Annotated in this window: 24 protein-coding genes, 2 pseudogenes and 1 riboswitch; of the genes and pseudogenes, 17 read left to right on the plus strand and 9 right to left on the minus strand. The window is 39.8% G+C overall.

Translation table 11 applies throughout. The features are described 5' to 3' along the window. The first annotated feature begins 46 nt into the window (after positions 1 to 46). Positions 47 to 155, plus strand: a riboswitch (SAM riboswitch). 70 nt (positions 156 to 225) lie between these two features. From mtnW to DER53_RS08890, 4 genes are read left to right on the plus strand one after another with little or no spacing between them, the layout of a single operon-like run. Then, on the plus strand, positions 226 to 1,467 hold the full coding sequence (gene mtnW, locus DER53_RS08875) for a 2,3-diketo-5-methylthiopentyl-1-phosphate enolase (protein WP_062753670.1): 1,242 nt from the start codon (positions 226 to 228) through the stop codon (positions 1,465 to 1,467). Next, the gene (mtnX, locus tag DER53_RS08880; RefSeq protein WP_062753668.1) at positions 1,464 to 2,123 is read left to right on the plus strand and encodes a 2-hydroxy-3-keto-5-methylthiopentenyl-1-phosphate phosphatase; all 660 of its coding nucleotides are present in this window, start codon (positions 1,464 to 1,466) and stop codon (positions 2,121 to 2,123) included. The genes mtnW and mtnX overlap by 4 nt, the downstream gene beginning before the upstream one ends. Beyond that, positions 2,120 to 2,761 (plus strand): methylthioribulose 1-phosphate dehydratase, encoded by a 642-nt coding sequence (locus tag DER53_RS08885; protein ID WP_062753666.1) that lies wholly within the window; start codon positions 2,120 to 2,122, stop codon positions 2,759 to 2,761. Before mtnX ends, DER53_RS08885 begins: the two co-directional genes overlap by 4 nt. A gap of 24 nt (positions 2,762 to 2,785) precedes the next feature. Then, on the plus strand, positions 2,786 to 3,328 hold the full coding sequence (locus DER53_RS08890; RefSeq protein ID WP_062753664.1) for a 1,2-dihydroxy-3-keto-5-methylthiopentene dioxygenase: 543 nt from the start codon (positions 2,786 to 2,788) through the stop codon (positions 3,326 to 3,328). 41 nt (positions 3,329 to 3,369) lie between these two features. Here DER53_RS08890 and DER53_RS08895 read toward each other — a convergent pair whose 3' ends face one another. Continuing rightward, positions 3,370 to 4,101: a ZIP family metal transporter gene (locus tag DER53_RS08895; RefSeq protein ID WP_062753662.1), complete on the minus strand. Its 732-nt coding sequence runs from the start codon at positions 4,099 to 4,101 to the stop codon at positions 3,370 to 3,372. Positions 4,102 to 4,391: 290 nt separating this feature from the next. On the opposite strand from DER53_RS08895, the gene DER53_RS08900 reads away from it, so the two are divergent. Next, positions 4,392 to 4,835: a MarR family winged helix-turn-helix transcriptional regulator gene (locus tag DER53_RS08900; protein ID WP_012749531.1), complete on the plus strand. Its 444-nt coding sequence runs from the start codon at positions 4,392 to 4,394 to the stop codon at positions 4,833 to 4,835. Between the two features lie 194 nt (positions 4,836 to 5,029). Here DER53_RS08900 and DER53_RS08905 read toward each other — a convergent pair whose 3' ends face one another. Beyond that, on the minus strand, positions 5,030 to 6,454 hold the full coding sequence (locus DER53_RS08905) for an amino acid permease (protein ID WP_062753660.1): 1,425 nt from the start codon (positions 6,452 to 6,454) through the stop codon (positions 5,030 to 5,032). Positions 6,455 to 6,874: 420 nt separating this feature from the next. Between DER53_RS08905 and DER53_RS08910 the strand changes: the two genes are divergently transcribed. The 9 genes and pseudogenes from DER53_RS08910 to DER53_RS08950 all read left to right on the plus strand — a co-directional run bounded on the left by DER53_RS08910 (position 6,875) and on the right by DER53_RS08950 (position 14,209). Continuing rightward, the gene (locus tag DER53_RS08910; protein ID WP_062753658.1) at positions 6,875 to 8,569 is read left to right on the plus strand and encodes a M3 family oligoendopeptidase; all 1,695 of its coding nucleotides are present in this window, start codon (positions 6,875 to 6,877) and stop codon (positions 8,567 to 8,569) included. A 297-nt stretch (positions 8,570 to 8,866) separates the two neighbouring features. Then, positions 8,867 to 9,171, plus strand: a pseudogene (locus tag DER53_RS08915) (nucleotidyltransferase family protein). A gap of 57 nt (positions 9,172 to 9,228) precedes the next feature. Next, positions 9,229 to 9,480: a HepT-like ribonuclease domain-containing protein gene (locus tag DER53_RS08920; protein ID WP_244319540.1), complete on the plus strand. Its 252-nt coding sequence runs from the start codon at positions 9,229 to 9,231 to the stop codon at positions 9,478 to 9,480. A gap of 41 nt (positions 9,481 to 9,521) precedes the next feature. Continuing rightward, the gene (locus DER53_RS08925; protein WP_062753657.1) at positions 9,522 to 10,040 is read left to right on the plus strand and encodes a GNAT family N-acetyltransferase; all 519 of its coding nucleotides are present in this window, start codon (positions 9,522 to 9,524) and stop codon (positions 10,038 to 10,040) included. 128 nt (positions 10,041 to 10,168) lie between these two features. Continuing rightward, positions 10,169 to 10,897 (plus strand): ABC transporter ATP-binding protein, encoded by a 729-nt coding sequence (locus DER53_RS08930; protein ID WP_121910039.1) that lies wholly within the window; start codon positions 10,169 to 10,171, stop codon positions 10,895 to 10,897. Next, positions 10,894 to 11,922: an ABC transporter permease gene (locus DER53_RS08935; RefSeq protein WP_062753655.1), complete on the plus strand. Its 1,029-nt coding sequence runs from the start codon at positions 10,894 to 10,896 to the stop codon at positions 11,920 to 11,922. Before DER53_RS08930 ends, DER53_RS08935 begins: the two co-directional genes overlap by 4 nt. Positions 11,923 to 11,934: 12 nt before the next feature. After that, entirely contained in the window at positions 11,935 to 12,603 is a 669-nt protein-coding gene (locus tag DER53_RS08940; protein ID WP_062753653.1) for a TetR/AcrR family transcriptional regulator, read from the plus strand. A 614-nt stretch (positions 12,604 to 13,217) separates the two neighbouring features. Beyond that, entirely contained in the window at positions 13,218 to 13,568 is a 351-nt protein-coding gene (locus DER53_RS08945; protein WP_062753651.1) for a PadR family transcriptional regulator, read from the plus strand. Continuing rightward, positions 13,568 to 14,209 carry an HAAS signaling domain-containing protein gene (locus DER53_RS08950; RefSeq protein ID WP_062753649.1) on the plus strand — a complete coding sequence of 214 codons (642 nt, stop codon included), beginning with the start codon at positions 13,568 to 13,570 and terminating at the stop codon, positions 14,207 to 14,209. The genes DER53_RS08945 and DER53_RS08950 overlap by 1 nt, the downstream gene beginning before the upstream one ends. Positions 14,210 to 14,334: 125 nt before the next feature. Here DER53_RS08950 and DER53_RS08955 read toward each other — a convergent pair. The 3 genes from DER53_RS08955 to DER53_RS08965 form a co-directional block, all read right to left on the minus strand. After that, positions 14,335 to 15,505 (minus strand): IS3 family transposase gene (locus DER53_RS08955; protein ID WP_375781758.1). Its coding sequence is split into 2 segments (ribosomal slippage): positions 14,335 to 15,253 and positions 15,252 to 15,505, totalling 1,173 coding nucleotides; the frame shifts between segments, so codons are not numbered across the junction. A 668-nt stretch (positions 15,506 to 16,173) separates the two neighbouring features. After that, the gene (locus DER53_RS08960) at positions 16,174 to 16,908 is read right to left on the minus strand and encodes a M48 family metalloprotease (RefSeq protein ID WP_062753646.1); all 735 of its coding nucleotides are present in this window, start codon (positions 16,906 to 16,908) and stop codon (positions 16,174 to 16,176) included. A 14-nt stretch (positions 16,909 to 16,922) separates the two neighbouring features. Beyond that, positions 16,923 to 17,417, minus strand: a complete 495-nt coding sequence (locus DER53_RS08965) for a stage II sporulation protein M (RefSeq protein ID WP_062753644.1) — start codon at positions 17,415 to 17,417, stop codon at positions 16,923 to 16,925. 725 nt (positions 17,418 to 18,142) lie between these two features. Here DER53_RS08965 and DER53_RS08970 point away from each other — a divergent pair. Next, a complete protein-coding gene (locus DER53_RS08970; RefSeq protein WP_062756519.1) occupies positions 18,143 to 19,309 on the plus strand; it encodes an IS256 family transposase in 1,167 nt (388 codons plus the stop codon). Positions 19,310 to 19,454: 145 nt separating this feature from the next. Here DER53_RS08970 and DER53_RS08975 read toward each other — a convergent pair. Beyond that, a pseudogene (locus tag DER53_RS08975) lies at positions 19,455 to 20,033 on the minus strand (ABC transporter ATP-binding protein); the annotation flags it as partial. Further along, complete coding sequence (locus tag DER53_RS08980) at positions 20,033 to 20,725, minus strand: ABC transporter permease (RefSeq protein WP_244319655.1); 693 nt, start codon at positions 20,723 to 20,725, stop codon at positions 20,033 to 20,035. The gene DER53_RS08980 and the pseudogene DER53_RS08975, both read right to left, overlap by 1 nt. 106 nt (positions 20,726 to 20,831) lie before the next feature. Here DER53_RS08980 and DER53_RS08985 point away from each other — a divergent pair, with 106 nt between their 5' ends. Together DER53_RS08985 and DER53_RS08990 are read left to right on the plus strand one after the other, a co-directional pair. Then, positions 20,832 to 21,542, plus strand: a complete 711-nt coding sequence (locus DER53_RS08985; RefSeq protein WP_062753614.1) for a response regulator transcription factor — start codon at positions 20,832 to 20,834, stop codon at positions 21,540 to 21,542. A 119-nt stretch (positions 21,543 to 21,661) separates the two neighbouring features. Further along, positions 21,662 to 23,275: a sensor histidine kinase gene (locus DER53_RS08990; protein ID WP_244319542.1), complete on the plus strand. Its 1,614-nt coding sequence runs from the start codon at positions 21,662 to 21,664 to the stop codon at positions 23,273 to 23,275. A 245-nt stretch (positions 23,276 to 23,520) separates the two neighbouring features. Here DER53_RS08990 and DER53_RS08995 read toward each other — a convergent pair whose 3' ends face one another. Together DER53_RS08995 and DER53_RS09000 are read right to left on the minus strand one after the other, a co-directional pair. Beyond that, on the minus strand, positions 23,521 to 24,066 hold the full coding sequence (locus tag DER53_RS08995) for a hypothetical protein (RefSeq protein WP_062753610.1): 546 nt from the start codon (positions 24,064 to 24,066) through the stop codon (positions 23,521 to 23,523). 243 nt (positions 24,067 to 24,309) lie between these two features. Next, complete coding sequence (locus tag DER53_RS09000) at positions 24,310 to 26,484, minus strand: ATP-dependent Clp protease ATP-binding subunit (protein ID WP_062753608.1); 2,175 nt, start codon at positions 26,482 to 26,484, stop codon at positions 24,310 to 24,312.

A 26,484-nucleotide genomic window follows, 5' to 3' on the forward strand; every position in this document is an offset into this window, starting at 1 on the left:
TTTTCGAGAGCGAATAGTTTGAAAAGTGAATACGATATTGCAAGCATTCTTATCAAGAGCAGGCGGAGGGACAAGCCCAATGAAGCCCGGCAACCGGCTTAACGACGGTTAAGCACGGTGCTAATTCTTGCAGCGGAAACGCTGAGAGATAAGAAGAGCGTGAATAAATAAAGCCTCTTCTTATGAAGAGGTTTTTTTGATGGATGAACAGAAAGAGGGATGATCATGAGTCAAGTAATTGCCACATATCTTATTCACGATGAAAAAGATTTAGAGAAAAAGGCGGAAGGAATTGCGCTTGGGTTGACCGTTGGTTCGTGGACGGATTTGCCGCTTCTTGAGCAGGAACAATTGCGCAAGCATAAAGGAGTAGTTGTAAGCGTACAAGAACTCGAGGAGAACGAACGCGCCAACCGTTACTTTGGAAAGCGATTGAAGCGTGGAATCGTTCGCATTGCATACCCGAGCTTAAACTTTAGCGCGGATATTCCGGCGCTTTTAACGACGGTGTTTGGCAAATTGTCGCTGGATGGAGAAGTGAGATTGCTAGATTTAACGTTTTCCGACGAATGGAAAAGACAGTTTCCTGGCCCGCGTTTTGGCATTGACGAAATCCGCAAAAAAGTGGGTGTATATGAACGCCCGCTTCTGATGAGCATTTTTAAAGGGATGATCGGCCGCGATTTAACATATTTATCCGAGCAGCTGAAACAACAAGCGCTCGGCGGGGTCGATCTCGTTAAAGACGATGAAATTTTGTTTGAAAACGAATTAACGCCGTTTGAAAAGCGAATTACGGCTGGAAAAGCGGTGTTAAACGAAGTGTACGAAAAGACAGGAAAACGGACGTTATATGCGGTGAACTTGACTGGAAAAACGTTCGAATTGAAGGAGAAAGCAAAACGCGCAGTCGAATTAGGAGCCGATGTATTGTTATTTAACGTATTTGCGTACGGTTTGGATGTGCTCCAAGGGTTGCGCGAAGATGATGAGATCACCATTCCGATCATGGCTCATCCGGCATTCAGCGGGGCGTTTACTCCATCGGAGTTTTACGGAATAAAAGCATCCTTGCTGCTTGGCAAATTGCTTCGCCTTGTTGGTGCAGATTTTGTGCTTTTTCCATCGCCATACGGAAGCGTTGCCCTTGATAAAGAAGAGGCGCTTGGCATTGCCGCGGAGTTGACGAATGATAAGGAGCCGTTTAAACGGTCGTTCCCAGTTCCGTCAGCTGGCATTCATCCAGGGCTTGTGCCATTGTTGTTCCGCGATTTTGGCATAGATAGCATCGTCAATGCAGGCGGCGGCATACACGGACATCCAGACGGAGCGACAGGCGGCGGCAGAGCATTTCGCGCTGCGATCGATGCGGCTCTTGCCGGAAAATCGCTTCATGAAGCAGCGCGCGAAAATGAGGCATTGCGAAAGGCGATTGACTTATGGGGCGCAGTAGAGGTGACATCATGACAAAACCAATCATCTTTTGTGATTTTGATGGGACGATTACAGACAATGACAACATTATCGCGATTATGAAACGGTTTGCGCCGCCGGAATGGGAAACGTTAAAAGACGATATATTATCACAGCGCATCTCGGTGCAAGAAGGGGTTGGCGCGATGTTTTCCCTTCTTCCATCAGGTTGGAAAGAAGAGATTGTCGATTTCATTTTACAAAATGCCCGCATCCGTGACGGGTTTCGAGAATTTGTCGCGTTTACGAAGGAACGTGATATTTCGCTATATGTCATAAGCGGCGGCATCGACTTTTTTGTCTATCCGCTTTTAGAAGGGCTCATCGAAAAAGAGCGCATCTTTTGCAATGGCTCTGATTTCAGCGGAGAGACAATTCGCATTACATGGCCGCATTCATGTGATGAACAGTGTCAAAACGGCTGCGGCTGCTGCAAGCCGTCGTTGCTTCGAAAATTGACAAAGCCTGATGCCTTTCATATCGTCATCGGCGATTCGATCACCGATTTAGCAGTGGCAAAGCTGGCGGATCATGTTATCGCCCGTGACTTTTTGCTGCAAAAATGCCAAGAACTAGATATTCCGCATACGCCGTTTACGACGTTTTTCGATGTCATTCATTTTCTGGAGACGATGGAGGTGAGGTCATGAGTTTGCTCCTAAAGAGATGGAAAGAGCTTGCCGAGATAAAAGCGGAATTGGCGGCGCGCGATTGGTTTTTTGCCACAAGCGGCAACTTGTCGATCAAAGTAACCGATGACCCGCTCACTTTTTTAGTCACGGCAAGCGGCAAAGACAAACGCAAGCAGACAGACGAAGATTTTTTGCTTGTCGACGCTTCCGGAAATCCAGTGGAGAATACGCATTTAAAGCCGTCCGCCGAAACGCTTTTGCATGTGGAAATTTACAAGAAAACGAACGCGGGCTGCGGTCTCCACGTCCATACGATCGACAATAACGTTATCTCCGAATTATACGGAGATGACGGAGAAGTTGCGTTTTCCGGCCAGGAAATTATTAAAGCGTTTGGGATTTGGGAAGAAGATGCGGTCATCCGCATTCCGATTATTCCGAATTACGCGCATATTCCAACGCTTGCGAAGGAATTTGCCAAGCATGTAAACGGCGACGCCGGCGCGGTATTGATCCGCAACCATGGCATTACCGTATGGGGAAGAGACGCGTTTGAGGCGAAGAAGTTTTTAGAAGCATGGGAGTTTTTATTCAGCTGGCACGTCAAGTGGCTGCTGCTAAAGCAGGCCGCCGTGCTGCCGGTTGTTAAACCATAAAAATTGATGAAGGGGGAAATTCCAATGGCAGTAATCAAAGTGAGAAAAACAGGAGAAGTGATTGAAGGGGAAGAAAATGTCCGCAGCTTTTTAAACAAACAAGGCGTGTTGTACGAGCATTGGGACATTAACAAACTGCCGGAACATTTGCGCAACAAATATGTATTGACCGACGAAGAAAAAGAGGAAATTTTGGCGACGTTTAAAGAAGAAATTGAAGATTTGGCGGCGAGAAGAGGCTACAAAACTTGGGATATCGTCGCCTTATCGGATGCGACGCCGAATTTGGATGAACTGTTGAAAAAGTTTGAACAAGTGCACATTCATACGGAAGACGAAGTGCGCGCTATTACTGCTGGCCATGGCATTTTTATCATCAAAGGGGACAGCGAAACAGGGTATTTTGATGTCGAGCTTGAAGCGGGCGATGTCATTTCTGTGCCGGAAGGAAACCCGCATTATTTCACCTTAATGGATGACCGCCAAGTCGTCGCTGTCCGCCTGTTTATCGATCCGTCCGGCTGGGTTGCCCATCCGTATGAAGAAAAAGAAGAAGTAGGCCAGTAATGGCGAACCCCCCTGTTTCCTTCGGGCAGGGGGTGTTTTTATTAAAACGATTCTACTAAAAAAATCATAAATAATATGCCAATGATAAACGAATAGGTAGATGTCCGCTCATTTCCATCCCCGTGGCTTTCCGGAATGAGTTCTTTATAAATAATAAACAACATTGCACCTGCGGCGAATGCAAGGCCATACGGGACGAGCTCGCGAAAAAAGGATGTTAAATAAAATCCGAGAAGTGATGTCACGATTTCAACCGCTCCTGTAAGTGTAGCGATGATAAATGCCTTCCATCTTCCAATCTGTTGATGAATTAAAAAAAGCGCGACTAAAAATCCTTCCGGAGCGTTTTGTAATCCAATGGCTAGCGCGATTAAATTACCTGTTTCCGATACGTTCGAAGCATAGCTGACCCCGACCGACAATCCTTCTGGAATGTTATGTAACGTAATGGCTGCAATAATGAGCATCGCTTTTTCATCAAACTGAATTCCTTTTTTTGTATGTTCTAAATCAATATGCGGAACCGTCATTTCCAAAATGGTTAAAATAAGGACTCCAAAAAATAACCCGATTGTTAAAGTGAAAAAACTGCCTGCCTGTAATGCTTCAGGAATTAAACTCATCATGGAAGCCGCCATCATAATTCCAGCTGAAAACGCCAGCAATATGTCCCGCCAGCGGTGAGTAATCGATTTCGCCAAAAATAAAATTGGGATCGCACCTAATCCAGTGGATAACGCGGAAAGTATACTCCCAATGAATACTTGTTTCATCAAATCCTCCTTTCCGTACCTTTAGTGTTTTTATATGCGTTTTGAAATAAAAGGTGATAACCGCCCAAGCACTAAAAATAATTTATTCATATACTATATAATAATAAACAAAAATAACCAAATAGCGAGCATCTCGCTTGACGGGGGAAAAGGTGTCCTCAAAAAAAGATTTGCACCGTGTTTAATATTTCAAGTATAATGCAAATAAGAAAATGTTTTTTTAAGAGAATAGTGGAATATAAATACTGATAATGACGTTAAATTCAACCAACAAAAGGGTTTGATTGTGGATGACGAGGGAGAAAGACATTGAACAATCGCTAAAATTGTTTATCGTATTATCAAGAGCATATCGATCTGTCGGCGATCAAGTGAATAAGTCGATTCAATCATTTGGCGTGAATCCGACGGAGTTTGCGGTCTTAGAATTGCTTTACCATAAAGGGGATCAGCCGTTGCAGCAAATTGGCGGAAAAATTTTGCTCGCTAGCGGCAGCATTACATATGTAATAGACAAGTTGGAGCAAAAAGGGTTAATTGTGCGAAAAGCATGTGAAACAGACCGCCGTGTCACATATGCTTCGATTACGGAAAAGGGAAGAGCGTTTATCGAAAAGGTTTTCCCAGAGCATGCGCAAACGATTCACGAAACCGTTTCCGGCTTGACTCCTGAAGAAAAGGAACAGGCGATTGCGTTATTGAAAAAGCTGGGATACGGTGCAAAAAGAGAATAGCTGTTCGTCTAAAATAAGTGGCTGCTTATTGCAGCCACTTATTTTTTGAAAAAAGGATAAGCTGTAAAAGGAAAAGGAGGAGATAATTTATGATGATCCCAGTTGGGGTGTCCAATCGCCATATTTTGTGAATGCTGTTCAAACGAACCGACATTGAACATTTTCCTGACAAGCTAGCTAGGACACCGTACTCATTATGCCGACATTTTTTGTGTTTCCTCTGATTGCTGTGCCGCTTTTTTCACTTGCGGATAGAAGAAGATGCCGCTTAGAAGCAGGATGACCCCAAGCATAAACGTTTTGATATCCGCGGTGCCGGCGATGATGACCCAGATGGAATAGATAGTCGCAAAAGCAGCGATCACCCCATCGATGATGCGGCCCCGCGCCGTCTCCTTGTACGTTTCGCCGGTCAGCGCCAGTTTCAATTGGAAGACAGAGGCGATAAAATACGGGACAAGATACGCCAATGTCGCAATGTAAATGACAAAGTCAAACGCCGTTGACATCGAATTAGAAATGGTTGAGAAAATAAAAATTTGCGCCAATCCATTCGAAAGAACCAAAGAAAAGCTTGGTACTTTCTTTTTATTTTCCTTTAAAAACGCTGGAATAAACAGACCTTGTTTTGCCGCTTGATACGGCACTTCAGCGCTTAATAACACCCAACCGAGCGTGGAGCCGAGCAAGCTGATCAATCCAAGTCCAGCAAGAACGTAGCCGCCGCTTGGGCCTAAAATCGTGACAATGGCATCTACAAGCGGTTTTTCTGATTGAATGAGTTCTTTTTGCGGCAATACTCCCATGACAAGGATGCTAATGCCGATATAAATCGCAAGAGCAATCAACAAGCCAAGGATTGTCGCACGCTTGACGTCGGCTTGTTTGCGCGCACGCGATGCAAAAACAATCGCTGATTCGACGCCGATAAACGCCCATAATGTCGATACAGCCGCATTCTTGATTTGACTTAATAATCCAATCGAATGCCCTGCATCATCATAACGCGGGGCAACAAACGAGCCAATGTTGCTTTTTTCAAACGCAAATAAAGCGATAATGATAAATAGGAAAAATCCGAGCACTTTTGCCGCGGTAGCGACAAAGTTTAGCTTTCCCGCGTCTTCGATGCCGCGCAAAATGATGAAATGCATTCCCCATAACAATGCGGTACATATAAGAAACGTCAACAAGTTCCCAAGCTTTACATCAAGAGAGCCGATGGAAAATAACGTTTGTTTGCTTGTTAAAATTGGAAAAAACGTTGATAAATAGCTGGTAAACGTCGTAATAATCGCCACGTTGCCGGCAAAGTTGCCAATCCAATATCCCCATGAAGACATAAAGCCAGATAGGATCGAGATGTTCGAGCCTTTCGGAAACAATTCTTTCGCATAAATCTGCGGCCCGCCGTTTAGTTCCGGTTTGCGAATCGCCAAATTACCGAATACGAGCGCGGTCATTAATACCCCGCCGCCCGTTAATAACCACGCGAAAATAACACCAAGCGGGCTTGCCGCTTCCGCTAGCGAGCGCGGCAGCATAAAAATTCCCGATCCCACCATATTTCCAACGACAAGCGCCGTTAATAACCATAATCCAAGTTTTTGCTGTTGCAAAGTGGATAGCTCCTTCCTGACGATAATTAAGTTTTAGCTTTTTTCGCAAAAAAATACACCCCAAAGTTTTCAACGGGTGCATGTGGCCATCCGCATCCAACTTCCAATCGATAGTGCTTCATCGTTTGTTGCAACGATGCATGTTCGGATACAGGCCCAGTCTACGGCGTCAGAGTCCGACGCAAACTTCGGCAACTTTCCTCATTGGCTCTTTGCGTCTCGTTTCTACAACTCTTGTTCATTGCAGCCTGTATCCCGTCTATGTGGATGAGAAAGAAAAAATATTCAATTGGTGTTATTATTATACGTTCTTTCGACAAATTTCGTCAACAACCTTTTGTAATCGAAAAAAAGGATTTTCCGTGTACGAATGGAATACAATCTAAGATAAGGAAAACGAGAGAAAAGGAAGGGATTGCGTTGAAATTTTCTGAGTTTCGTTATGAACGGCCGAATATAGAGAAGCTGAAAGCATCATTTCAACAAGCGCTGCAATCGTTCCAAAAGGCAAGCAGCGCAGAAGAACAGGATGAGGCGATGAAGGAAATTAATAAGCTTCGCAACGATTTCAGCACGATGGCGCAAATTTGCTATATTCGCCATACGATTGATACGAACGATGAGTTTTATAAGCAGGAGCAAGATTTTTTCGATGAAGTTGAGCCAATTGTTAAAGGGCTTGTGAACGATTATTACCGTGCGCTTGTTTCGTCTCCGTTCCGTTCGCAGCTTGAAGAAAAATGGGGGAAACAGTTATTTGCGCTCGCTGAGACGGAATTAAAAACGTATTCTCCAGACATTGTGGAAGATCTGCAGCTGGAAAATAAGCTGACGAGCGAATATACGAAATTGGTCGCTTCGGCAAAAATTTTCTTTGAAGGGGAAGAACGGACGTTAGCGCAGCTGCAGCCGTTTGTCGAATCGCCGGACCGCGAGATGCGCAAGCGGGCGAGTGAGGCGCGTTTTGCCTTTTTCCAAGAACATGAGGAGAAGTTCGATGAAATTTACGATCAGCTTGTGAAAGTGCGCACCGCCATCGCGCAAAAGCTCGGATTTAAAAACTTCGTGGAACTCGGTTATGCCCGTCTTGGACGGACTGATTACAACGCCGAGATGGTCGCGAAATTCCGCAAACAAGTCGAAAAGCATATCGTTCCAATTGCTGTGAAGCTTCGCGAGCGGCAGCGGGCGCGCATCGGTGTCGAGAAGCTGAAATATTATGATGAAGCGTTTGTTTTTCCAACCGGCAATCCAACGCCAAAAGGGGACGCAAACTGGATTATTGAAAACGGGAAAAAGATGTACGAAGAACTGTCGCCGGAAACAGGCGAGTTTTTCCGGTATATGATCGATCATGAACTAATGGACCTCGTTGCGAAAAAAGGAAAAGCAGGCGGCGGCTATTGCACCTATATCGAAAATTATAAAGCGCCGTTTATTTTCTCGAACTTTACCGGCACATCCGGAGACATCGACGTGCTTACCCATGAGGCGGGGCACGCGTTTCAAGTGTATGAAAGCCGCCATTACGAAATTCCGGAATACATCTGGCCGACCTTGGAGGCATGCGAAATTCATTCGATGAGCATGGAATTTTTCACATGGCCGTGGATGAAGTTATTCTTCGGGGAAGATGCGGAAAAATATAAATTCTATCATTTGAGCGATGCTTTATTATTTTTGCCGTATGGCGTAGCGGTGGACGAATTTCAGCATTTTGTATACGAAAATCCGAACGCGACGCCGGCGGAACGGAAGCAAGCATGGCGGAAGATTGAAAAGAAATATATGCCGACACGAGACTATGACGGCAACGATTATTTAGAACGCGGCGGCTTTTGGCAGCGGCAAAGCCATATTTATACGAACGCATTCTACTATATCGACTATACACTTGCGCAAATTTGCGCCTTCCAATTTTGGAAACGTTCGCGTGAAAACTATGAAGAGGCGTGGAATGATTATTTAACCTTATGCCGTCAAGGCGGAAGCAAGCCGTTTACCGAATTGGTCCGCGCCGCCAACCTCATTTCGCCGTTTGAAGACGGATGCGTTCAATCGGTAGTCGGCGAGATCGAGGGATGGTTGAATAGTGTTGACGATCAGAGCTTATAGATGGAAATAATAGTTAAGGGGGAAGAAATCAAGCGAGATTTCTTCCTTATCTTTTAGGAAAAATATAATGGGAGGTGTAGATCTGGTTACTAAAATCGTTGTTGTGTACTGACCGATGGAAGGAATGGTGCACGACAGGTGCCGCCGCTAACAGCGAGCCACGGGGTGTCTTTCACAGCAGGTGAGACATTAGGATTCTCTTCCTGATGGAACTCAGGTGTTTCCTGAGCGGCAAGCTGTTTTGCTGGTTCCATCGCGATGAGTCGATTTTTATAGATTTTAGTAGCCGGGAAAACTATGTTGTCAAAAGAAGAAATCTTTCGTTTTTATCATAAAATTTTCGATTATTAAAAGAAAACTACGGAGTCAAACGTATCGGCGTTTTTGGATCTTATAGCAGAAATGAACAAACAGCTGACAGCGATATAGACATTTTGGTGGAGTTTGAGTCTTCCGCCGTCACATTTGACCATTATATGGATTTAAAAATTTTCTTAGAAGATCATTTTCATAAACCGGTCGACCTAGTGATACTGGATGACATTAAACCTGCGTTAAAACCATATATATTGGAGGATGTTCAATATGCCGAGGGAGCCTAAGGTTTTTTGGAAGATATTCTTATGGCGATCGATAAAATCTAAAAGTATACGAAAAATATGGATTATGAATCTTTTTTAGATAATGAACTTGTATGTGATGCGGTTATTAAAAACATATTGGTGATTGGTGAAGCGGCGAAAAACATTCCACAAGAAATAAGGCAGAAGAATTCACAGATTGAGTGGAGCAAGATAGCAGGTGTGCGTGATATGATGATCCACGGCTATGTTTCTGTCAATTATCGTATCGTCTGGGATATGGTAATCAATAAAATTCCAGTACTTAACAGGATATTGAGAAGTTGTTGAACGACAAACAGAGCAAATATAGTGCGATAGGGGGAAGGGGCATGAATGTTCGCAAAGCAACGCTCGATGATGCGCACGCCATCGCCATCGTGCATGTCGAAAGCTGGAAAACGACATATGAAGGGATTGTGCCTGCGGAGTATTTGGCGCAATTAAGCGTAAGCGAAAAAGAACAGCTTTGGAAAAGAGGATTGCAGCAACAGAAGCATTATATTTTTGTCGTTGAAGAAGATGGAAACGTATGTGGATTTATTTCCGGGGGTAAAAACCGCTCCACACAAGGAAAAGAAGCGGAGTATGAAGGGGAAATATACGCGATTTATTTGTTGAAAGAAGCTCAAGGGAAAGGATACGGAACGAAGCTTGTCAAAGCGCTAGTGGATGATTTTCAACGTGATGGGATTCGTTCTATGGTCGTGTGGGTGCTTGCCGATAATCCATCGCGCCGATTTTACGAGAGGCTAGGAGGCGAGAAAATCGCTGAGGAAGTCGTTGATATCGGTGGGAAAAAGCTGACGGAATGGTGCTATGGATGGAAAAGCATTGAATATTTCGCATAAAATAAGCTGCCTAGGCGAAAGGCAGCTTTAAAAAAATCATTTAATGAGTGATTACTCACTTCAAAATATAGGCAATATCATATAAAATATAAGTGAGTAATCACTCACTATAAAAGGAGGAAGAACTTGTGTCCGGGAAGCCGTGTATTCGTATGGAACATGTTTCGAAGCGTTTTGGGAAAAAGACGGTTATTGAAGACGTATCACTTGACGTATACGGAGGAGAAATTTTCGGGATGCTTGGACCTTCGGGAGCGGGAAAAACGACGATTGTCAAAATGATTGCCGGCATTGACGAAGCTACTCATGGAACCATTCATGTGTTAAATACGAAGATGCCGAATCTTCAAGTGATGAAGCGAATCGGTTTTATGGCACAGTCCGATGCGTTATATGGCGAATTAACGGTATTAGAAAATTTGCAGTTTTTCGCTTCGATTTATGGGCTAAAAGGGAAAAAGCAAAAGCAACGCATCCACGAGGTGATGGAGCTTGTCAATCTGACAGACCATATCAAAAAGCCCGTCCATCAATATTCGGGAGGGATGAAACGGCGATTGTCGCTGGCGATATCTTTGCTGCATGAACCGGAGGTGCTACTTTTGGACGAGCCGACGGTTGGCATTGATCCTGTGCTTCGTCAGGCAATTTGGGAGGAACTAGACAGAATCCGCCAAAATGGAACAACGATTGTAGTGACGACCCATGTCATGGATGAAGCCGAGAAATGCCAGCGCCTCGCCATGATTCGCGATGGCCGTCTTATTGCCGTCGGAAGTCCGGCAGAGTTAAAGAAAGAGACGGGCTCACAAACTATTGAACAAGCATTTTTATATTTTGGAGGTGCACGGCAATGAGAGTTTGGGCCATTGTGGTACGCATCATCCGCCAGTTTTTCCGTGATAAACGAACGCTTGCGTTAATGATTGTGGCTCCCATGTTTGTGCTATTTTTAATGAATCTTGTGTTTAATGGAGAGGAGTATAAACCAGCGATTGCCGTTAATAAAAACGTTCCGGAAATTGTTGTGGAGAAGTTAGCGAAATACGATGCTGATGTTAAAGAACTTACGAAAGCAACAGCTCGTAAACAGCTGGAAAAACAGCAAATTGATGCGTTTATGGAAATGGATGAAGGAGCACCGGAAATTACGTTAGAAGGAAGCGATCCTACTGTTAATAAAGCGGTGCTTATGACTGTGCAAAAAGCGCTTCAAGAATTAGCTCCGCAAACACGATCGTTGCAATTGAAAACAACGTACTTGCACGGTTCAGAAGACATGGAACTATTCGATAATTTCGGTCCTGTGTTAATTGGTTTTTTCGTTTTCTTTTTCGTCTTCTTAATCGCCGGTGTTTCTTTCCTCCGCGAACGTACGGGAGGAACGCTCGAACGCTTGCTGGCGACACCGCTTCGACGCTTTGAAATCGTGGCTGGCTATATTATTGGATTTGGTTTATTTACGACATTGCAAGCGAGCTTGATTGCTTGGTTTGCTGTTGATATTCTTGACATGATGATGGAAGGTTCTTTTGTATACGTGCTATTGATTACATTTTTATTGGCGATGACCGCGTTAACATTAGGAACGCTGCTGTCCGCTTTTGCGAATAATGAACTGCAAATGATGCAGTTTATCCCGCTTGTCGTCGTACCGCAAATTTTCTTCTCTGGCTTGTTTAATTTAGATACGATGGCCGAATGGCTTCGTTCGCTAAGCGTGGTTATGCCGCTGACGTACGGGGCGGATGCGCTGCGGGAAATTATGATCCGCGGCACTGGCTGGAACGAAATCGCCAAAGACGTATATGTTTTACTTGGTTTTGCTGTATTGTTTATGATATTAAATGTAGTGGCATTAAAAAAATATCGAAAATTGTAAGGAGTATAAAGAATGAACGAGCAGCAGTGGCTGAAGGAACTGTTGAAACTAAATGAGGAAGATGTGAAGCTTAGTGAAAAACAAATCAAAATTTTAGAAGCGGCGATTGAAATGTTCGCGGAAAAAGGCTATGCCGCCACTTCGACAAGCGAAATCGCCAAGAAGGCGGGCGTGGCGGAAGGGACGATTTTCCGCCATTATAAAACGAAAAAGGATTTGCTGCTGGCGATTGTCACTCCGACGCTATTTCAATCCGTCGCCCCATTTTTAGCAAAAGAGTTTGTCAAAGAAGTGTTCGATAGTCAGTATCAAAGCTATGAAGAGTTCATCCGCGTTCTTTTGAAAAACCGCTATGAATTTGTGAAAAAATACTTGCCGGCGATCCGTGTTTTCTGGCAGGAAATCGCGTTTCATGAGGAGATTAAGGAACAGCTTCAGCGCGTTTTTACGGTACACGTATATCAAAAATTTAAGCAAATTGTGGAATATTTTCAAACGAAAGGTGAAATTGCCGCAATTCCCGTTGATTCGGTCATCCGCATGACGATCACGACGATTGCCGGATTTTTGGTGACGCGGTTTATCGTGTTGCCGGATTATGAATGGGATGATGAAGCGGAAATGGAACGGACGATTCAGTTTTTAATGAACGGTCTTGCGAAAAAAACGCCTAATTCTTAGTGAACATAAACCTTTATCTAGTGCTAATCATGTATATAAAATAAGACCGAAGTGCTGCAACAACTCCGGTCATGCATAGACAGTTCCCTTCAAGGGGGATCGGCAGTAGGACGGGAATCATCCATCCACTTCGTCAGTTCAAGGGTGGATGATTTTTTTTTGGTTGTGAGACAGTGCCGAAACGACTAATCTATTTACGGATGTCAGCTGGCGTGACGTAATCGCCCGGATGAATATGTAAATATTCAAGTTGTTCGTAAGGAGATGATCTTGTTAGGGGAAGCTCCTTTTTCCTTAAGGTAGGTGGTATACTCATTTGGCATCTTTCCCACCCTTTGACTTATACGGTGAGTTTGGAAAGGCACCATTAAAGCATATTCGGTTAAAAAATAGCATTACATGACAAGTATATTACGAAAAAGACGAGATTGTTGGACATATAATACACATTATGCGCAATTCAAAATGACGATTTTATGATATACTCATCACTTTCCTGATGTTTCAAGGTGATGATTTCATTGAGAAGTCATAAAAAGATAAAATTTACAAAATCATACTTTTATTAACTATATATTATTGACACATAGGTATTATTGATATATAATCAAGTTATGATGGAGAATAAAGATATTGATAAATGGATTGTCCAACTTAGAAAAGGTGTTTTTGAATTGGCTATCTTATCCTTGATAAGCCAACGACCAATGTATGGTTATGAAATAACTAATGATTTAAAGAGAGTACCTATATTCCATCTGGCAGATGGAGCAATTTATCCGATTTTAAAAAGATTATCAAAACAAGGATGGGTTCTTTCTTATTGGGAAGATTCTGAAGAAGGACCCAAACGGAAATATTATCAAATTACTCAGGAAGGGGAGAGAATTTTAAAACAACGTTGGCAACATTATGAGCAGCTATACGATGTTCTAAGAAGTATGGTGGAAGGGAGTATAGAATAATGCCCAGAGATATCACCCATCCTTTAATTGAAGATTATTTAGATAAGTTAAACAAAGGATTAAAAAATTTGCCAAATAGCGAGCGTAGACAATATATATTTGAAGTTCGAGATCATATATATAATCAACTGAATGAAAAAATAAATCAAGGGATGAACATTGATCAGGCGGTTCAAAATACATTATGTGAATTTTTGCCACCTAACCAACTTGCTAAAGAGATTCTTCAAGAAAGTCAGGGGGATGATGGTTTCTTTTCCAATAGAGGTGACATCTTCTTTCATTATGGATTGATAGCTACAGTGGGTTCATTTGGAGGATTATCAATTCCTGTATATAAAGGGGAGTTAAATGTTGGTGTAATATTACCCTTTATAATTTCTTTAATTATAGGAATTTTATTACTTAATTCTAAGGTTATTACATTGAACGAAAGACAATTAAAAAACTTAAAATGGGTATCTCGAATATTAATAGGATTTTTAAGTGTCCCCTTATCTTTTTTCTCTATTAGAATAATAAAAGATAATAGTATTAACTTCTTCTCTTTAAACTATTTGATTATACTTATTTTAGCCGATTTATTGGTATACATGTTTCTTAGAAAATTATTTTACCACCAACAGTTAGAAAATTATTAGTAACTCTCTATTCATTATTTCACTTTGTCCACCCTTCATCACGAAAACACAATAATGACTATTGTGTTGTATTCTGGTGTTATGTCAAGAAAACGGACACATTAAACAGAGAGAAATAGCTGAACTTAGGCAGCTACTTTTCTCTGATTAGCGTAGTAAGCAGCCTCAAATTCACATGGCGATACATAGCCAAGGGCGGAATGACTTCTTTTACGGTTGTAGAAGCATTCGATGTACTCAAAAATGGCTTGTTTCGCTTCTTTTCGCGTGCGGAATCGATTCAGATAAATACACTCTTTCTTGATGAGGCTATGAAATGACTCGATACAAGCATTGTCGTAACAGTTTCCACGTCTCGACATGCTCACTTGAAAATGATGTTCCTGTAAGAGCTGTTGATAATCATTCGAAGCATATTGGCTCCCACGATCCGAGTGATGAAGGACTCTCCCTGTTGGTTTCTCGTTGTTTAACGCTCGTTGTAACGCTTTGATGACTAACTCTTTCGTCATTCGTGTATCGATATACCATCCTACAATCTTGCGAGTATATAAATCCATGATGCTCGCTAAATACAACCAACCTTCGTCGGTAGGAATGTACGTAATATCCGCCATCCATACTTCATTCGGAGCCGTTGCTTGGAAGTTTTGTTTCAATAGATTGTCATATACGTTGTAAGGATGGTTGCTGTTCGTAGTGGCTTTGAATTTACGGACGGTAATGGATCTCAATCCTTCTTCGCTCATGATGCGAGCGACCGTCTTTTGAGACACACGAATCCCTTGTTTATGTAGTTCTTGCGTAATTTTTGGGCTTCCGTAAATCTTACGGGACTTTAGATACTCATTTCGAATCTGTTGAGTTAGTTGTTCTTTTCGTTCTTTCTGTTTACTTTTCGCGCGCTTGAGCCAATCGTAATACCCACTTCTTGAAACACCGAGCACTTGACACATCTTCACAACAAGAAATTCGTTTCGGTGTTGAAAAATGAACGCGTAAATTACTTCTGGTTTCTGGTGAAGATGCCTAGTGCCTTTTTTTTAGGATCGCTAATTCCTCCTCCAATTCTTGATTACGACGGCTTAATTCAATGATTTCTTGATTTTGCGGCTTGATATGACCTGAACCCACAAAACTCTTTCCGTCGCTTTCTTTGTATTCTTTAACCCAACGGTGAAGAGTGTTGTAAGCCAAACCTAACTCTTTTGCCACTTGAGCGATGGACTTGTCCCCCTCCAAGCATAACTCAACCGCTTGAATCTTGTACTCTTTATCAAATGCTCTCTTTTTCATGATTGGACACCTCGAACCTATTGTAATTAAGTTTATTATAATCTCTCTGTTCTCCGTGTCCACTTTTTAGACTAACATCAATTTTTTGGATGTAAAACAGAAGAAGAGCTCCTACAGATCATCGCACAATACCATCTATTTTTACATCACGAATTATTTCAGAAAAAAACTAAACCAGTGTGCGCCAATAGAGTACCGGAACACACTGGTTGCTTAGTCTTCTTAGTAAATGTCTACTTGACAGGAGTAAGATCAATGATATAAAAATCTTGATTGGTTTTAATTATTTAAATCCCATTTCCATTCCTAAAATTTCAAATAAAAACAAAAAAGTATCAGATTAATTTTTGTAGTACAAAAAAGAAAAAGATAAGACACGGTATTTATGATAATTGTATTACTTTTCATATTACCATTTTTGTTATAAAATTATAATTAGAACTAAAATTGGAATTTTAATGTAAAAAATATTTGTAAAGGTTGTGTTAGATCATGTTTTTCTCAAAGAAAAAAGTTAAATGCAATATATGTGGAAAAGAAATAGATGCAGGAGAAGAAATTTTTTTGAAACTCCAATATCCTTACTATGATGGAACTGTTAGAATTAAAAAATTTATAGAGAACGAGTGTAAAGTAATATGTAAAAAATGTTTTACAAAGGGTACATGTTAACTAATATTTTCTATTCTCTTCTTAATACTAGGGTGAGTTTCAAACAAGTTATAACTTTTTTCAGGGACAAGTTTCTGTTTTTGCAGAATACTAAGAGTTTCCTTTGCACATTTTTTTCCGACAAATGAACTTGCAAATCGATCAGCAGATAATTCGCGCCGCTGTGAAAAAACGAAGTGTAGAATAAACGAAGAAACATAAAGGATAAATGAAATTATTAAAGTTGTAAATAAAGATGTTAGTGAAATTAAGTAAGGCGATATAGTTAATAACAATATCGGTACTCCTGCTAACACAAATATAAATGATAATATATTTTTTAACATATGGTTCTTTTTTATATGGTAATATTCATGGGCAATAAGGAATTTTAATTGCTCTCTACTTAAGGAGTTAACTAAATCATCTCCACATACAATTACAGGTTGATTTCGTCTATACAATACCGCAGCGTTATTCTTCATAAATTTGTCAGTAATAAAAATCTCTACATTTTGATTTGGATCTATTTCTCCTAGTATGTCATTTAGAAATTGAGTTTTATTAACATCCATTCTTTTTAACTTAATATAAGATACCAGAGGAAAAATAATACTAAAAAATGTTAGTAATAGACTAGCATTTAAAAGGTAATGTAAAATGTTGTATTTTAAATTTATATTAATAACATTTAATTTCATTAATATAAACATTGTTAGCAAACTAATTGAAATTAGCTGTAAAATCCTCATAAAATTCACCTTCTTCAAATGAATATTGGACTAATATAAGTTTCTAGAAAAGCTGCTATAAATATTATTAATATCCCGAATAATAATAAATTAAAGTTAAATTTTTTGTTTTCTATAAATTTTTCTTTTCCTAGAAAAACTAGGTAGGCTGCTATAATAAAGCCTGTTATCTCAGGTATTCCGTGAATCAATAGAGGGGGTAAAACATCAATAAGTTTGTCTAATGAAATCCCCCCTAGAAAAAATCCTAACGTAGAACCGTTCGAGACTAAATTTATAACTGTTGGGATTTTTAAAAGAAAAAATCCAGTTAAAATTATTATAAAAACTTTTATGTTATTGAAAAAGATTTTTAAAAACGTATTAAACGAAATGTACGTTTTGCTGATATTTTGTGCATTATGTTCAAAATTATTATCAAGTAAATTACTGATTAAATATCCTGCTAAAAATGCAAATAAATATATAGATAAAACATATAAAAGTGCCTTTACACTGACTTTATCCATACCTCAACTACCCTAAAATTATAATGAAAATTATATTAATTAAATACCAAGAAATAGACATAAAGAGAAAGCTAAACTTCCCTTTTTCAAATACTTTACAGTATAAATACGAGGCTAATAAAACTCCTAAAAGCTTGAAAGGATCCAACTCTTGGGTTAAAGAAATTAAAGTTTGATCCTGAGGACGAAAAATTCCATATGCGGTTGTATAACCATAAGGACTTACACCAATAAAAATACTAAGAACAAAATTTACAATTGATCCCGCTAGTATAGGTAAATAAGAGATTATTGATATAGAAAATATCTTTTGATTTATCAATTCTTTATTAACTATTTGAAAGTTAGAAATAATATAAATAAAAACAAAGAACGATAAAATAACTCCTAATGGGGCAAAGAATCCTAATAAAAATGAAATTAAGTAAAGAAGCTTACCGATATCTTTAGAGTCCTTAATAAAATTGCTTAATATTTCACTATTTAGTAATGTGCTTGAAACTGCAATAATACCACTTATTGCGCAAATTTGAGTTAGTATCGCTAATTTTTTGATATTATTTTCTTTTATTAGGCCTTCAATCTTATTTAATCCATTAAATAAAAGTCCATAATAATAGATGATGTATAAAATTTTGTGTAAAGCATTTTACTAGATCAAAAGAAAAAAGGTAGGGTATTCTCTGATTGAACCCAAACATTCCAGAGAAAGGAGAACCCTACCTATGTCTAAAAGTATACCGAATGTCGACTGGGCAAATCAACTGGAAAGTGTCATTCGTCAGTTTGTAAAGGAAAAATTAGAACTGATCATGCGGGAAGAAATCAAGAATTTCCTCGAAATAGAACAGGCCGGAACATCAAATATGAGAAACGGCTACTATCAACGAAATCTAGATACGCAATATGGTCGGATTGAAGGTCTTTTGGTCCCTAGAGACCGAAACGGAGAATTTCAAACCCAATTGTTCGCTCCTTACCAACGGCACACCGGCTGGCTGGAGGAAGCCATCATCAGGATGTATCAAAGTGGCATGAGTACGCGTGAAATTGGCAAGTTTATTGAACGAATTTTAGGCAATGCCTATTCTCCTGCAACGATCAGCCGTATTACCGATGTAGTGAAGGAAGACATCGAGAAATGGCACACTCGTCCACTGCACAAGCGTTATTCCGTCTTATATTTGGATGGTTTATACGTAAAACTTCGTCGCGAAACCGTGGAGAAAGAAGTCATTTATGTGGTGTTAGGAGTGAATGAAGAAGGGTATCGCGAAATTCTGGATTTCTTCGTGGGAGGACAAGAAAGCGCCTATGTATGGCAGGAAATTCTTCAACACCTCTACCAAAGAGGCGTCAAGGAAGTGCTTCTTGGCGTCTTCGATGGCCTTCCGGGGCTGGAGGAAGCCTTTAAGGCGGTGTATCCGAAAGCCGATGTGCAGCGCTGTGTCGTGCACAAAGTCCGCAACACCCTCAGCCGTGTTCGGAAAAAAGACCAATTCGAAGTGGCCGAGGATCTCAAGCTGATTTATCGCGCGCCGAATAAGGAGATGGCGTTACAAATGTTTCAACAGTTTGAGTCGAAATGGTCCAGCAAATATCCAAGAGAAGTTCAATCTTGGGCCAATGAGTTGGATGTCCTCCTTACATTTATGGATTATCCAAGCAGTATTCGAAGTGTGATTTATACGACCAATGCCATCGAACGAACGATCAAGGAAATTCGGAAACGCCTAAAACCGATGAACAGTTTGAATAGTTTAGAAGCCGCTGAAAAAATCGTGTATTTGACCATTCAAGATTTTAATGAGAAATGGGCAGGGCGAAAGTTGCGAGGATTTGCCGAAGCGCATGAAGCTCTTCAACGAATGTTTGAAGAACGTTATTGTTAACCAAATATTGTAAATAAACAAAATAAGGGGATTCTCCCTTTCCACACAAGAGACTGAATATTCAGTCTCTTGTGTGGAGAAAATCAGTCCCCTATCAATTCAAATCCATTTCAGAGAAACCCTACCCCATTTACATTACACAAAATTCTTGACGGTACCGGTTATGAGAAGTCATAAAAATTGTTTTTCCTTCTTTTTGTAGATTTACAATTAATTTTTGAATATTCAAACCAGATTCCGCATCAATACCAGAGGTTGGCTCATCTAAAAAGATTAAATCCGGATTATGTATAATAGCTTGAGCAATTCCCAATTTTTTCTTCATGCCAAATGAAAATTTTCCAGCCTTTTTATGGGCATGTTCCAGTAAGCCGACTCGTTTTAAAATGTATTCACAATGTTCTGTTGAAACCTTATATCCACTTATTTTTGCGTAATATTTTAAATGATCTATAGCAGTTAATGAGTCATAAAAGGTTGAATAGTCAGGTAAAACCCCAATACGGTGCTTAACTTTTTTTAAATTTGGTTCATCTAACAACTTAAAGCTTCCGGAGGTAGGTTTTATAATACCAGTAATTATATTGATAAATGTAGATTTACCGGCACCGTTTCTTCCTAAAAAACCATAAATTTCCCCCTTCTTTACCTTTAAGTCTACATTATCTACCACTGTTTTGGATCCATAAATCTTCGTGATCCCTGCAGCCTCTATCACATTCATTACAAATCCCTCCTGTTAAACAACACAATTCCAAGCATTAATAACCCAATTGCATAAACAAAATTTACCAATATGTAAAAATCACCTAATAAAGCATAATAGTAAGGAGTAAAGAATTTAAACCAACTAATGAAAACGTTATTTGAATGGATTACCAAAAAACTTAACACTGGAAAAGCCAAGGCAAAAACAACACCAAAAAACATGGTTATCGCTGGTTTTGGAAAGATAACGGAAAAAACAAGGTTATAGGCGATTGCTACTGAAATAAACCCCATACATTCTAAGATGCCCCACCATAAAAAGTTTTTAGATACGAATGCAATTAAAACAAAGGATGTAAAAATACAAAAAAACCAAAACAGCCAAATCCCTAAATATTTACCAATAATGATTTTAACCCGAGAAGTTTTGGTTACAAGAAACCTCATTGTTCGTGTACTCACTTCTCGGTTGATGACATCGTGTGATAAACTTGAAATGAAAAGAAACCCTAATAAAAATACAATAGATGCGATACCGGTAGCATATCCATCCTTACCCGTGTTGACATCTAACCGATCTGTTATGGTTGTCATTAAATCTGCCGTCCAATAAGTAACTCCAAAAATAATGGCAACGATAATAATGGATTTAATACTTTTAAAAAGTCCCTTAAACTCATGGAAACAAATCGTCCACATACCAATCACTCCTTTCAATTTTTTGACTCCTTTCAATTTTTAGTATAATAAAAGTAGTTTATTTCCTTATTAACGGCACCTTAACATTTTCTTAAATTGTAAAGGAGTTAGTATTATGGAAAATTCAAGAATTTTAATCGTTGATGATGAAGAATCCATTCTTAATATGCTTAAGCTCGTGTTAAACAAAGAAGGGTTCACATCTGTACATACTTGTACAAATGGAACGGATGCGTTGCGTCTACTTGAGCAAAAAAAATTTGACCTTATCATTTTGGATATTATGCTTCCGGATATGTCGGGTTTAGATATATGTCGAGCTATTAGGAAAATATGTGATGCCCCTTTATTTTTCATTTCAGCTAAATCATCAGATCTTGATAAATTAACAGGATTTGCACATGGATGTGATGATTACATCACAAAGCCGTTTAACCCTCTTGAAGTGGTTGCTAGAGTAAAGGCACAACTACAACGATATCTTTCAAAGAATAATGAAAAACAAGCAGAAATTTTAGATTTTGGACGTTTTAAGCTTAATTTGACATCAGCTGAGCTAATCGTTGAAGACAAACCTGTACCTTGTTCGGCCCAGGTTTACCGACTCCTTGCTTTTTTTTGCAAACATCCTAACCAAGTTTTTACAAAAGAACAACTCTATTATCAGGTATGGGGGAATGATCAGTTGACTGACGATAATACTGTCATGGTTCACATTAGAAAAATTAGAGAGAAAATTGAAAAGGATCCAAGCAATCCACAATACTTAAAAACTGTTAGGGGGATAGGTTATAAATTAGTTACTGAGGAGAAAATGCAACCATGAGCCTAAGTAAAAGGTTAACCTTGCATTTTGTATTACATTTTATCCTCATGTTATGTTTTATTCTTCTATTCATCTTAGGTTCTTTCGTTTTTTTATCTCTTCTTATTTTGGAATCGGAAATGAAATCAGATTTTTCGAGGGTGAGTGAAGAGTATTTAGATCTTAACATCACGATAAAAAATGACAAAGCAGTTATAAATGAGAATATAAAGGAATCTATTCAGAAAAAAGGGGGATGGCTACAAGTTGTCGATTCGAAAGGTTATGTGATCGGAGAATATAATACACCAAAAGAATTGCCAAAACGCTATAGTTTTACAGACATTTTATCCATGGATTTAAACAATTTTCGGATCCATTATTGGATTTTAGAGAAAGAAAATTCTTCAGAAGTTACTATCATTTATGGAGAGCCATTAAAAAGTAAACAGATCTTAAACACACTGTTACGATCAAACTCCTTTCCTAATATCAATACTGATTTTAAAGAGTACTTAGTTAAAAATGATGCATGGATTCAAATCTACGACGCAAGTGGAAATGTGGTATACAGCTATCATGCGCCTCCAAACTTAAAGTTTACCTATACAGAGATTCTGTCAATGAAAAAAAGACCTTGGAATTCTAAAGTAGACATTTCTAGTTATTATTTCAAAGAAAAAGACCGGATTTTTTTAGTGGGCACCTACAATCCCTATTACAGTCCAGACCACATTACCGATAGTATCATTAGTGCCTCTTTTTTGAAGAGCTTTCTTATTGTCTTCGGTACACTTATTGTATTCGCTATTATTATTTCAATTTGGTATGGTAAGAAGTTCGGTAAACCATTGCTTTATATGATGAAATGGATTAATAATATGTCAAAAGGGAATTTCATGGAACCAAAGGACAAAAAAGGGAGGGTACCAATATTAAATAAGAAAGGGAGCTTACATAAGCGTTATAAAATATTTAAAGAGGTTGTCGATTCTTTATATACTTTGTCTAAGACTTTGCAGCAAAATGAAGAAAATCAGCGAAGGATGGAGAAAACTCGAGAGGAATGGATTACTGGCCTTTCTCATGACTTAAAGACACCATTGAGTTCTTTATATGGTTTTTCTGCTTTATTAGCATCTAACCAATATCAATGGTCTTCGGAAGAAATAATGGAAATGGGACGTATCATGAAAGAGAAAGCAGTGTATATGAGCGAGTTAATTGAAGATCTAAATCTAACATACAGACTGAAAAATAATGCTCTCCCTATTAATAAAGAAAAAACGGATATCGTATCTTTAATCAAAGAATTCCTCTCTACTTTTTCAACAACGACCGAAGCTAAAGATAAAGAAATTTATTTTGAGAGTGCTCAAGATACCATCTTTCTTGAGATCGATCTAAAGTGGTTTATGAGAATATTAGATAACCTACTGACTAATGCAGTAAAATATAATAAGCCTGGGACAAAAATCAAAGTCAAAGTTGAATCGAACCATCAACGTACGATTATCTCTATAGAAGATAATGGAATAGGAATGGATGAAGAAACAGTGAAAAACCTCTTTAATCGTTATTATCGAGGCGGGAATACTCAAGATAATGATAGTGGATCCGGATTAGGAATGGCAATAGCTCATCAGCTAGTAGTAGCTCACGGTGGAGAAATTGTAGTGGAAAGTCAGAAACATGTCGGAACTATCCTAAAAATAATATTTTACCATACAAATGATGTACAAAAAACTACTTGATAAGAATCATTTCTACTCAACTGAAATATATGTTTCCTTTATTAAAGTAAAAAACATAGAAGAAGCTCTAATTTATCTTCGTTGAGGAAACTGTTGAATTAAATCAATCAAGACTTTTATATCATTGATTTTACTTATGTTAAAAACAAAGAGAAATTTATTTACTTTCTGTTTTATTATGAATAAATTTGCCACATCTATTGCGAAAAGATAGGCTTGCCGCCTATCTTTTCTGTGTACGATATTTAGCGGGATCTGATTTTTGCTTCGAATTGTCTAAGCGTTAATTGATTTAACTCTGGAAAACCTTCTTCTTTCAAGGAAATGGTTTTTCCTTCATAAACAGGGTAGACTCCTTGCCATCCCCCGACAATGGTATACAATTCTGTTCCTTTAACAGGTTTTAGAAAGCAAACATATCGACCCTCAGCCATCGGTCCTGGATAAACTCTGTTGAGAGGATGTAAAGGATCAGGAAGGGGTTCAATACCGGTTGATAATACGTTGATGATTTTGTTGCCGGTTCCCTTTAAATATTTGTCGACATGAAAGCTTTGTACAAAATTGACGAGCTTCCCACCTTGTACAGACTTATTTAACGGCTGCTTCTGGAAAGAAGTATCGAACCAACCATAAGCAATGAATGTTGAGCCGCTTACTAAATCCTTTAAGTTTGCGGCACGCTTGATATTTACTGCTTGTTTTGGAATGGCAATATGCTGCGCCTGAACAGGTAAATGAAACGTAAATAGCAAACATATACAGATTAAAAACTTAGACCATACATTCATTCCATCACCTCATAATATATCTTTGTTGGGCGCTACTATTGTTTAACAACCTTTCCCGTTTTATGCACGTTTCCTTTGTCCTCGAAAAGGGCGACCTTATTCGCAGGACATTAAGTCTGGCAGTTCAACACCCCATGTAAAGGTATGCATCTAATTTGTAATTATCTTTCAATCTGGAATAATGTGATAACGTACAAGCGAATAAGGATGGGCAAAAAAAGAACCGCCTTTCCCATTAAGGGATTAGGCGGTTTGTTTATGCAAAGGTTTGGCGACAATCGCATCGTTTTCGACATCGATGCGAATCGCTTTGACTTGATCGTTTTCATCTAGCAGCACATCGGCGATTTTGTCTTCGACATGTTCTTGGATGACGCGGCGGAGCGGACGAGCGCCGAATGCTGGATGGTAGCCGAGTTCGGCTAATTTTTCTTTCGCCGCTTGCGAAACGTCAAGGTCGATGTGTTGTTCGCGCATTGCTGCTTTTACTTCGTCAAGCATGAGATCAACAATTTGCAGCATATGTTCTTTTTTCAACGATTTGAATTCAATAATCGCATCGAAACGGTTTAAAAACTCTGGTTTGAAGTATGCGTTTAATGAGTCGAGAATGCTTGTTTGTGTTTGTTGTTTTTCAAATCCGACCGTAATTTTTTTGTCTGTCACGCCGGCGTTGCTTGTTGCGATGATGACTGTATCTTTAAAGCTTACGGTGCGTCCTTGGCTGTCCGTGAGACGGCCGTCTTCTAAAATTTGAAGGAAAATGTGTTGCACATCTGGGTGCGCTTTTTCAATCTCGTCAAGCAAGATAATGCTGTATGGATTGCGGCGCACTTTTTCTGTAAGCTGGCCGGCTTCTTCGTGACCGACATAGCCAGGAGGCGAACCGATTAATTTCGATACCGAATGTTTTTCCATGTATTCGCTCATGTCGAGGCGAATCATTGCGTCTTTTGAGCCGAATAGCTCTTCTGCCAACGTTTTCGCCAGCTCCGTTTTTCCGACGCCAGTCGGACCAACGAATAAGAACGAACCGATTGGGCGGTGTTTTGCTTTTAATCCCGCGCGGCTGCGGCGGATCGCTTTGGCGACTTTTTTGACCGCTTCTTCTTGGCCGATGACTTTTTTCGCTAAGTTTTCTTCTAAATGTTTCATTTTTTCTTTTTCATCGGCCTGCAGTTTGCCGACAGGAATGCCTGTTTTCTCTTCGATGATGCGTTGGATATCAGCAACATCGACAACTGGGCGTTCTTGGTTTACGCCGTTTTGCAATTGTTTTTCCAATTTCAACTCTTCGCTGCGCAATTTCGCTGCCAGTTCGAAATTTTCTTCTTTCACTGCTTTTGCTTTTTCTTTGGCGATTTGCGCAAGGCGTTCTTGAATTTGTTTTTCATCTGTCGGACCGAGGCGCAAGTTCGCTTTGGAGCCGGCTTCGTCTAACAAGTCGATCGCTTTGTCCGGCAAGAAGCGGTCTTGAATGTAACGGTGCGACAATTTGACGCACGCTTCAATCGCTTCGTCCGTATATTTCACATGATGGAATTGCTCGTATTTCGGCTGAATCCCTTTTAAAATCGTGATCGCTTCTTCGACCGTTGGTTCATGCACGATAACTGGTTGGAAACGGCGTTCAAGAGCAGCGTCTTTTTCAATTTGGCGATATTCTTTCAACGTTGTAGCGCCGACGACTTGCAATTCTCCACGCGCAAGCGCTGGTTTTAAAATGTTGCCCGCGTCCATCGAACCTTCCGCCGAACCGGCGCCGACGAGCAAGTGAATTTCATCGATGAAGAGAATGACGTTTTTCCGGCGCTGCAATTCAGCGATGAGCCGTTTCATCCGCTCTTCGAATTGACCGCGAATGCCTGTATTCGCAACAAGCGATGCGACGTCAAGCAAATATACTTCTTTGTTTAATAGTTTTTCCGGAACTTGCCCTTCAGCGATTTTCAAGGCGAGTCCTTCGACAATCGCTGTTTTACCGACACCTGGTTCCCCGATTAATACCGGGTTGTTTTTATTGCGGCGGTTTAAAATTTCAATGACGCGTTCAATCTCTTTATCGCGTCCGATGACTGGGTCAATCAGACCGGCTTTCGCAAGCTGTGTTAAGTTGCGGCCAAATTGGTCCAAGAAACCGCCACCTTTTCTGTTTCGTTTCGATGGTTGTGCGATATTCGGTTGCGGCGCGTTCATTTCTGAAAATGGCGTTTCTGAAATTGGTGAAAATCCGTTCATCAAGAAATCGTCAAATGGGAATGACGAGAAATTATCGAAACCGAAATTGATCGGAATAGTCAGCTCTTGTTTTTGTTTTTCATAACATTCGTGGCAAAGGTGCATTTGCTTTTTCTCATGATTAAATTGTAAATTGACAAATACCGTCGCTTCGTTTTGATGACATACTTGACAAAGCAT

Source organism: Parageobacillus toebii NBRC 107807, from assembly GCF_003688615.2.
In the GTDB taxonomy this organism is placed as follows: domain Bacteria; phylum Bacillota; class Bacilli; order Bacillales; family Anoxybacillaceae; genus Parageobacillus_B; species Parageobacillus_B toebii.

Coding starts and splice junctions, on each gene's coding strand:
- DER53_RS08990 (WP_244319542.1), top strand. CDS start 21,662: ATGAAATCAGATTTTTCGAGGGTGAGTGAAGAGTATTTAGATCTTAAC.
- DER53_RS08960 (WP_062753646.1), bottom strand. CDS start 16,908: ATGAGGATTTTACAGCTAATTTCAATTAGTTTGCTAACAATGTTTATA.
- DER53_RS08995 (WP_062753610.1), bottom strand. CDS start 24,066: ATGAATGTATGGTCTAAGTTTTTAATCTGTATATGTTTGCTATTTACG.
- DER53_RS08920 (WP_244319540.1), top strand. CDS start 9,229: ATGGATTATGAATCTTTTTTAGATAATGAACTTGTATGTGATGCGGTT.
- DER53_RS08895 (WP_062753662.1), bottom strand. CDS start 4,101: ATGAAACAAGTATTCATTGGGAGTATACTTTCCGCGTTATCCACTGGA.
- DER53_RS08985 (WP_062753614.1), top strand. CDS start 20,832: ATGGAAAATTCAAGAATTTTAATCGTTGATGATGAAGAATCCATTCTT.
- DER53_RS08945 (WP_062753651.1), top strand. CDS start 13,218: ATGATGGAGAATAAAGATATTGATAAATGGATTGTCCAACTTAGAAAA.
- DER53_RS08970 (WP_062756519.1), top strand. CDS start 18,143: ATGTCTAAAAGTATACCGAATGTCGACTGGGCAAATCAACTGGAAAGT.
- DER53_RS09000 (WP_062753608.1), bottom strand. CDS start 26,484: ATGCTTTGTCAAGTATGTCATCAAAACGAAGCGACGGTATTTGTCAAT.
- DER53_RS08950 (WP_062753649.1), top strand. CDS start 13,568: ATGCCCAGAGATATCACCCATCCTTTAATTGAAGATTATTTAGATAAG.
- DER53_RS08940 (WP_062753653.1), top strand. CDS start 11,935: ATGAACGAGCAGCAGTGGCTGAAGGAACTGTTGAAACTAAATGAGGAA.
- DER53_RS08885 (WP_062753666.1), top strand. CDS start 2,120: ATGAGTTTGCTCCTAAAGAGATGGAAAGAGCTTGCCGAGATAAAAGCG.
- DER53_RS08890 (WP_062753664.1), top strand. CDS start 2,786: ATGGCAGTAATCAAAGTGAGAAAAACAGGAGAAGTGATTGAAGGGGAA.
- DER53_RS08925 (WP_062753657.1), top strand. CDS start 9,522: ATGAATGTTCGCAAAGCAACGCTCGATGATGCGCACGCCATCGCCATC.
- DER53_RS08900 (WP_012749531.1), top strand. CDS start 4,392: ATGACGAGGGAGAAAGACATTGAACAATCGCTAAAATTGTTTATCGTA.
- DER53_RS08935 (WP_062753655.1), top strand. CDS start 10,894: ATGAGAGTTTGGGCCATTGTGGTACGCATCATCCGCCAGTTTTTCCGT.
- DER53_RS08965 (WP_062753644.1), bottom strand. CDS start 17,417: ATGGATAAAGTCAGTGTAAAGGCACTTTTATATGTTTTATCTATATAT.
- mtnW (WP_062753670.1), top strand. CDS start 226: ATGAGTCAAGTAATTGCCACATATCTTATTCACGATGAAAAAGATTTA.
- mtnX (WP_062753668.1), top strand. CDS start 1,464: ATGACAAAACCAATCATCTTTTGTGATTTTGATGGGACGATTACAGAC.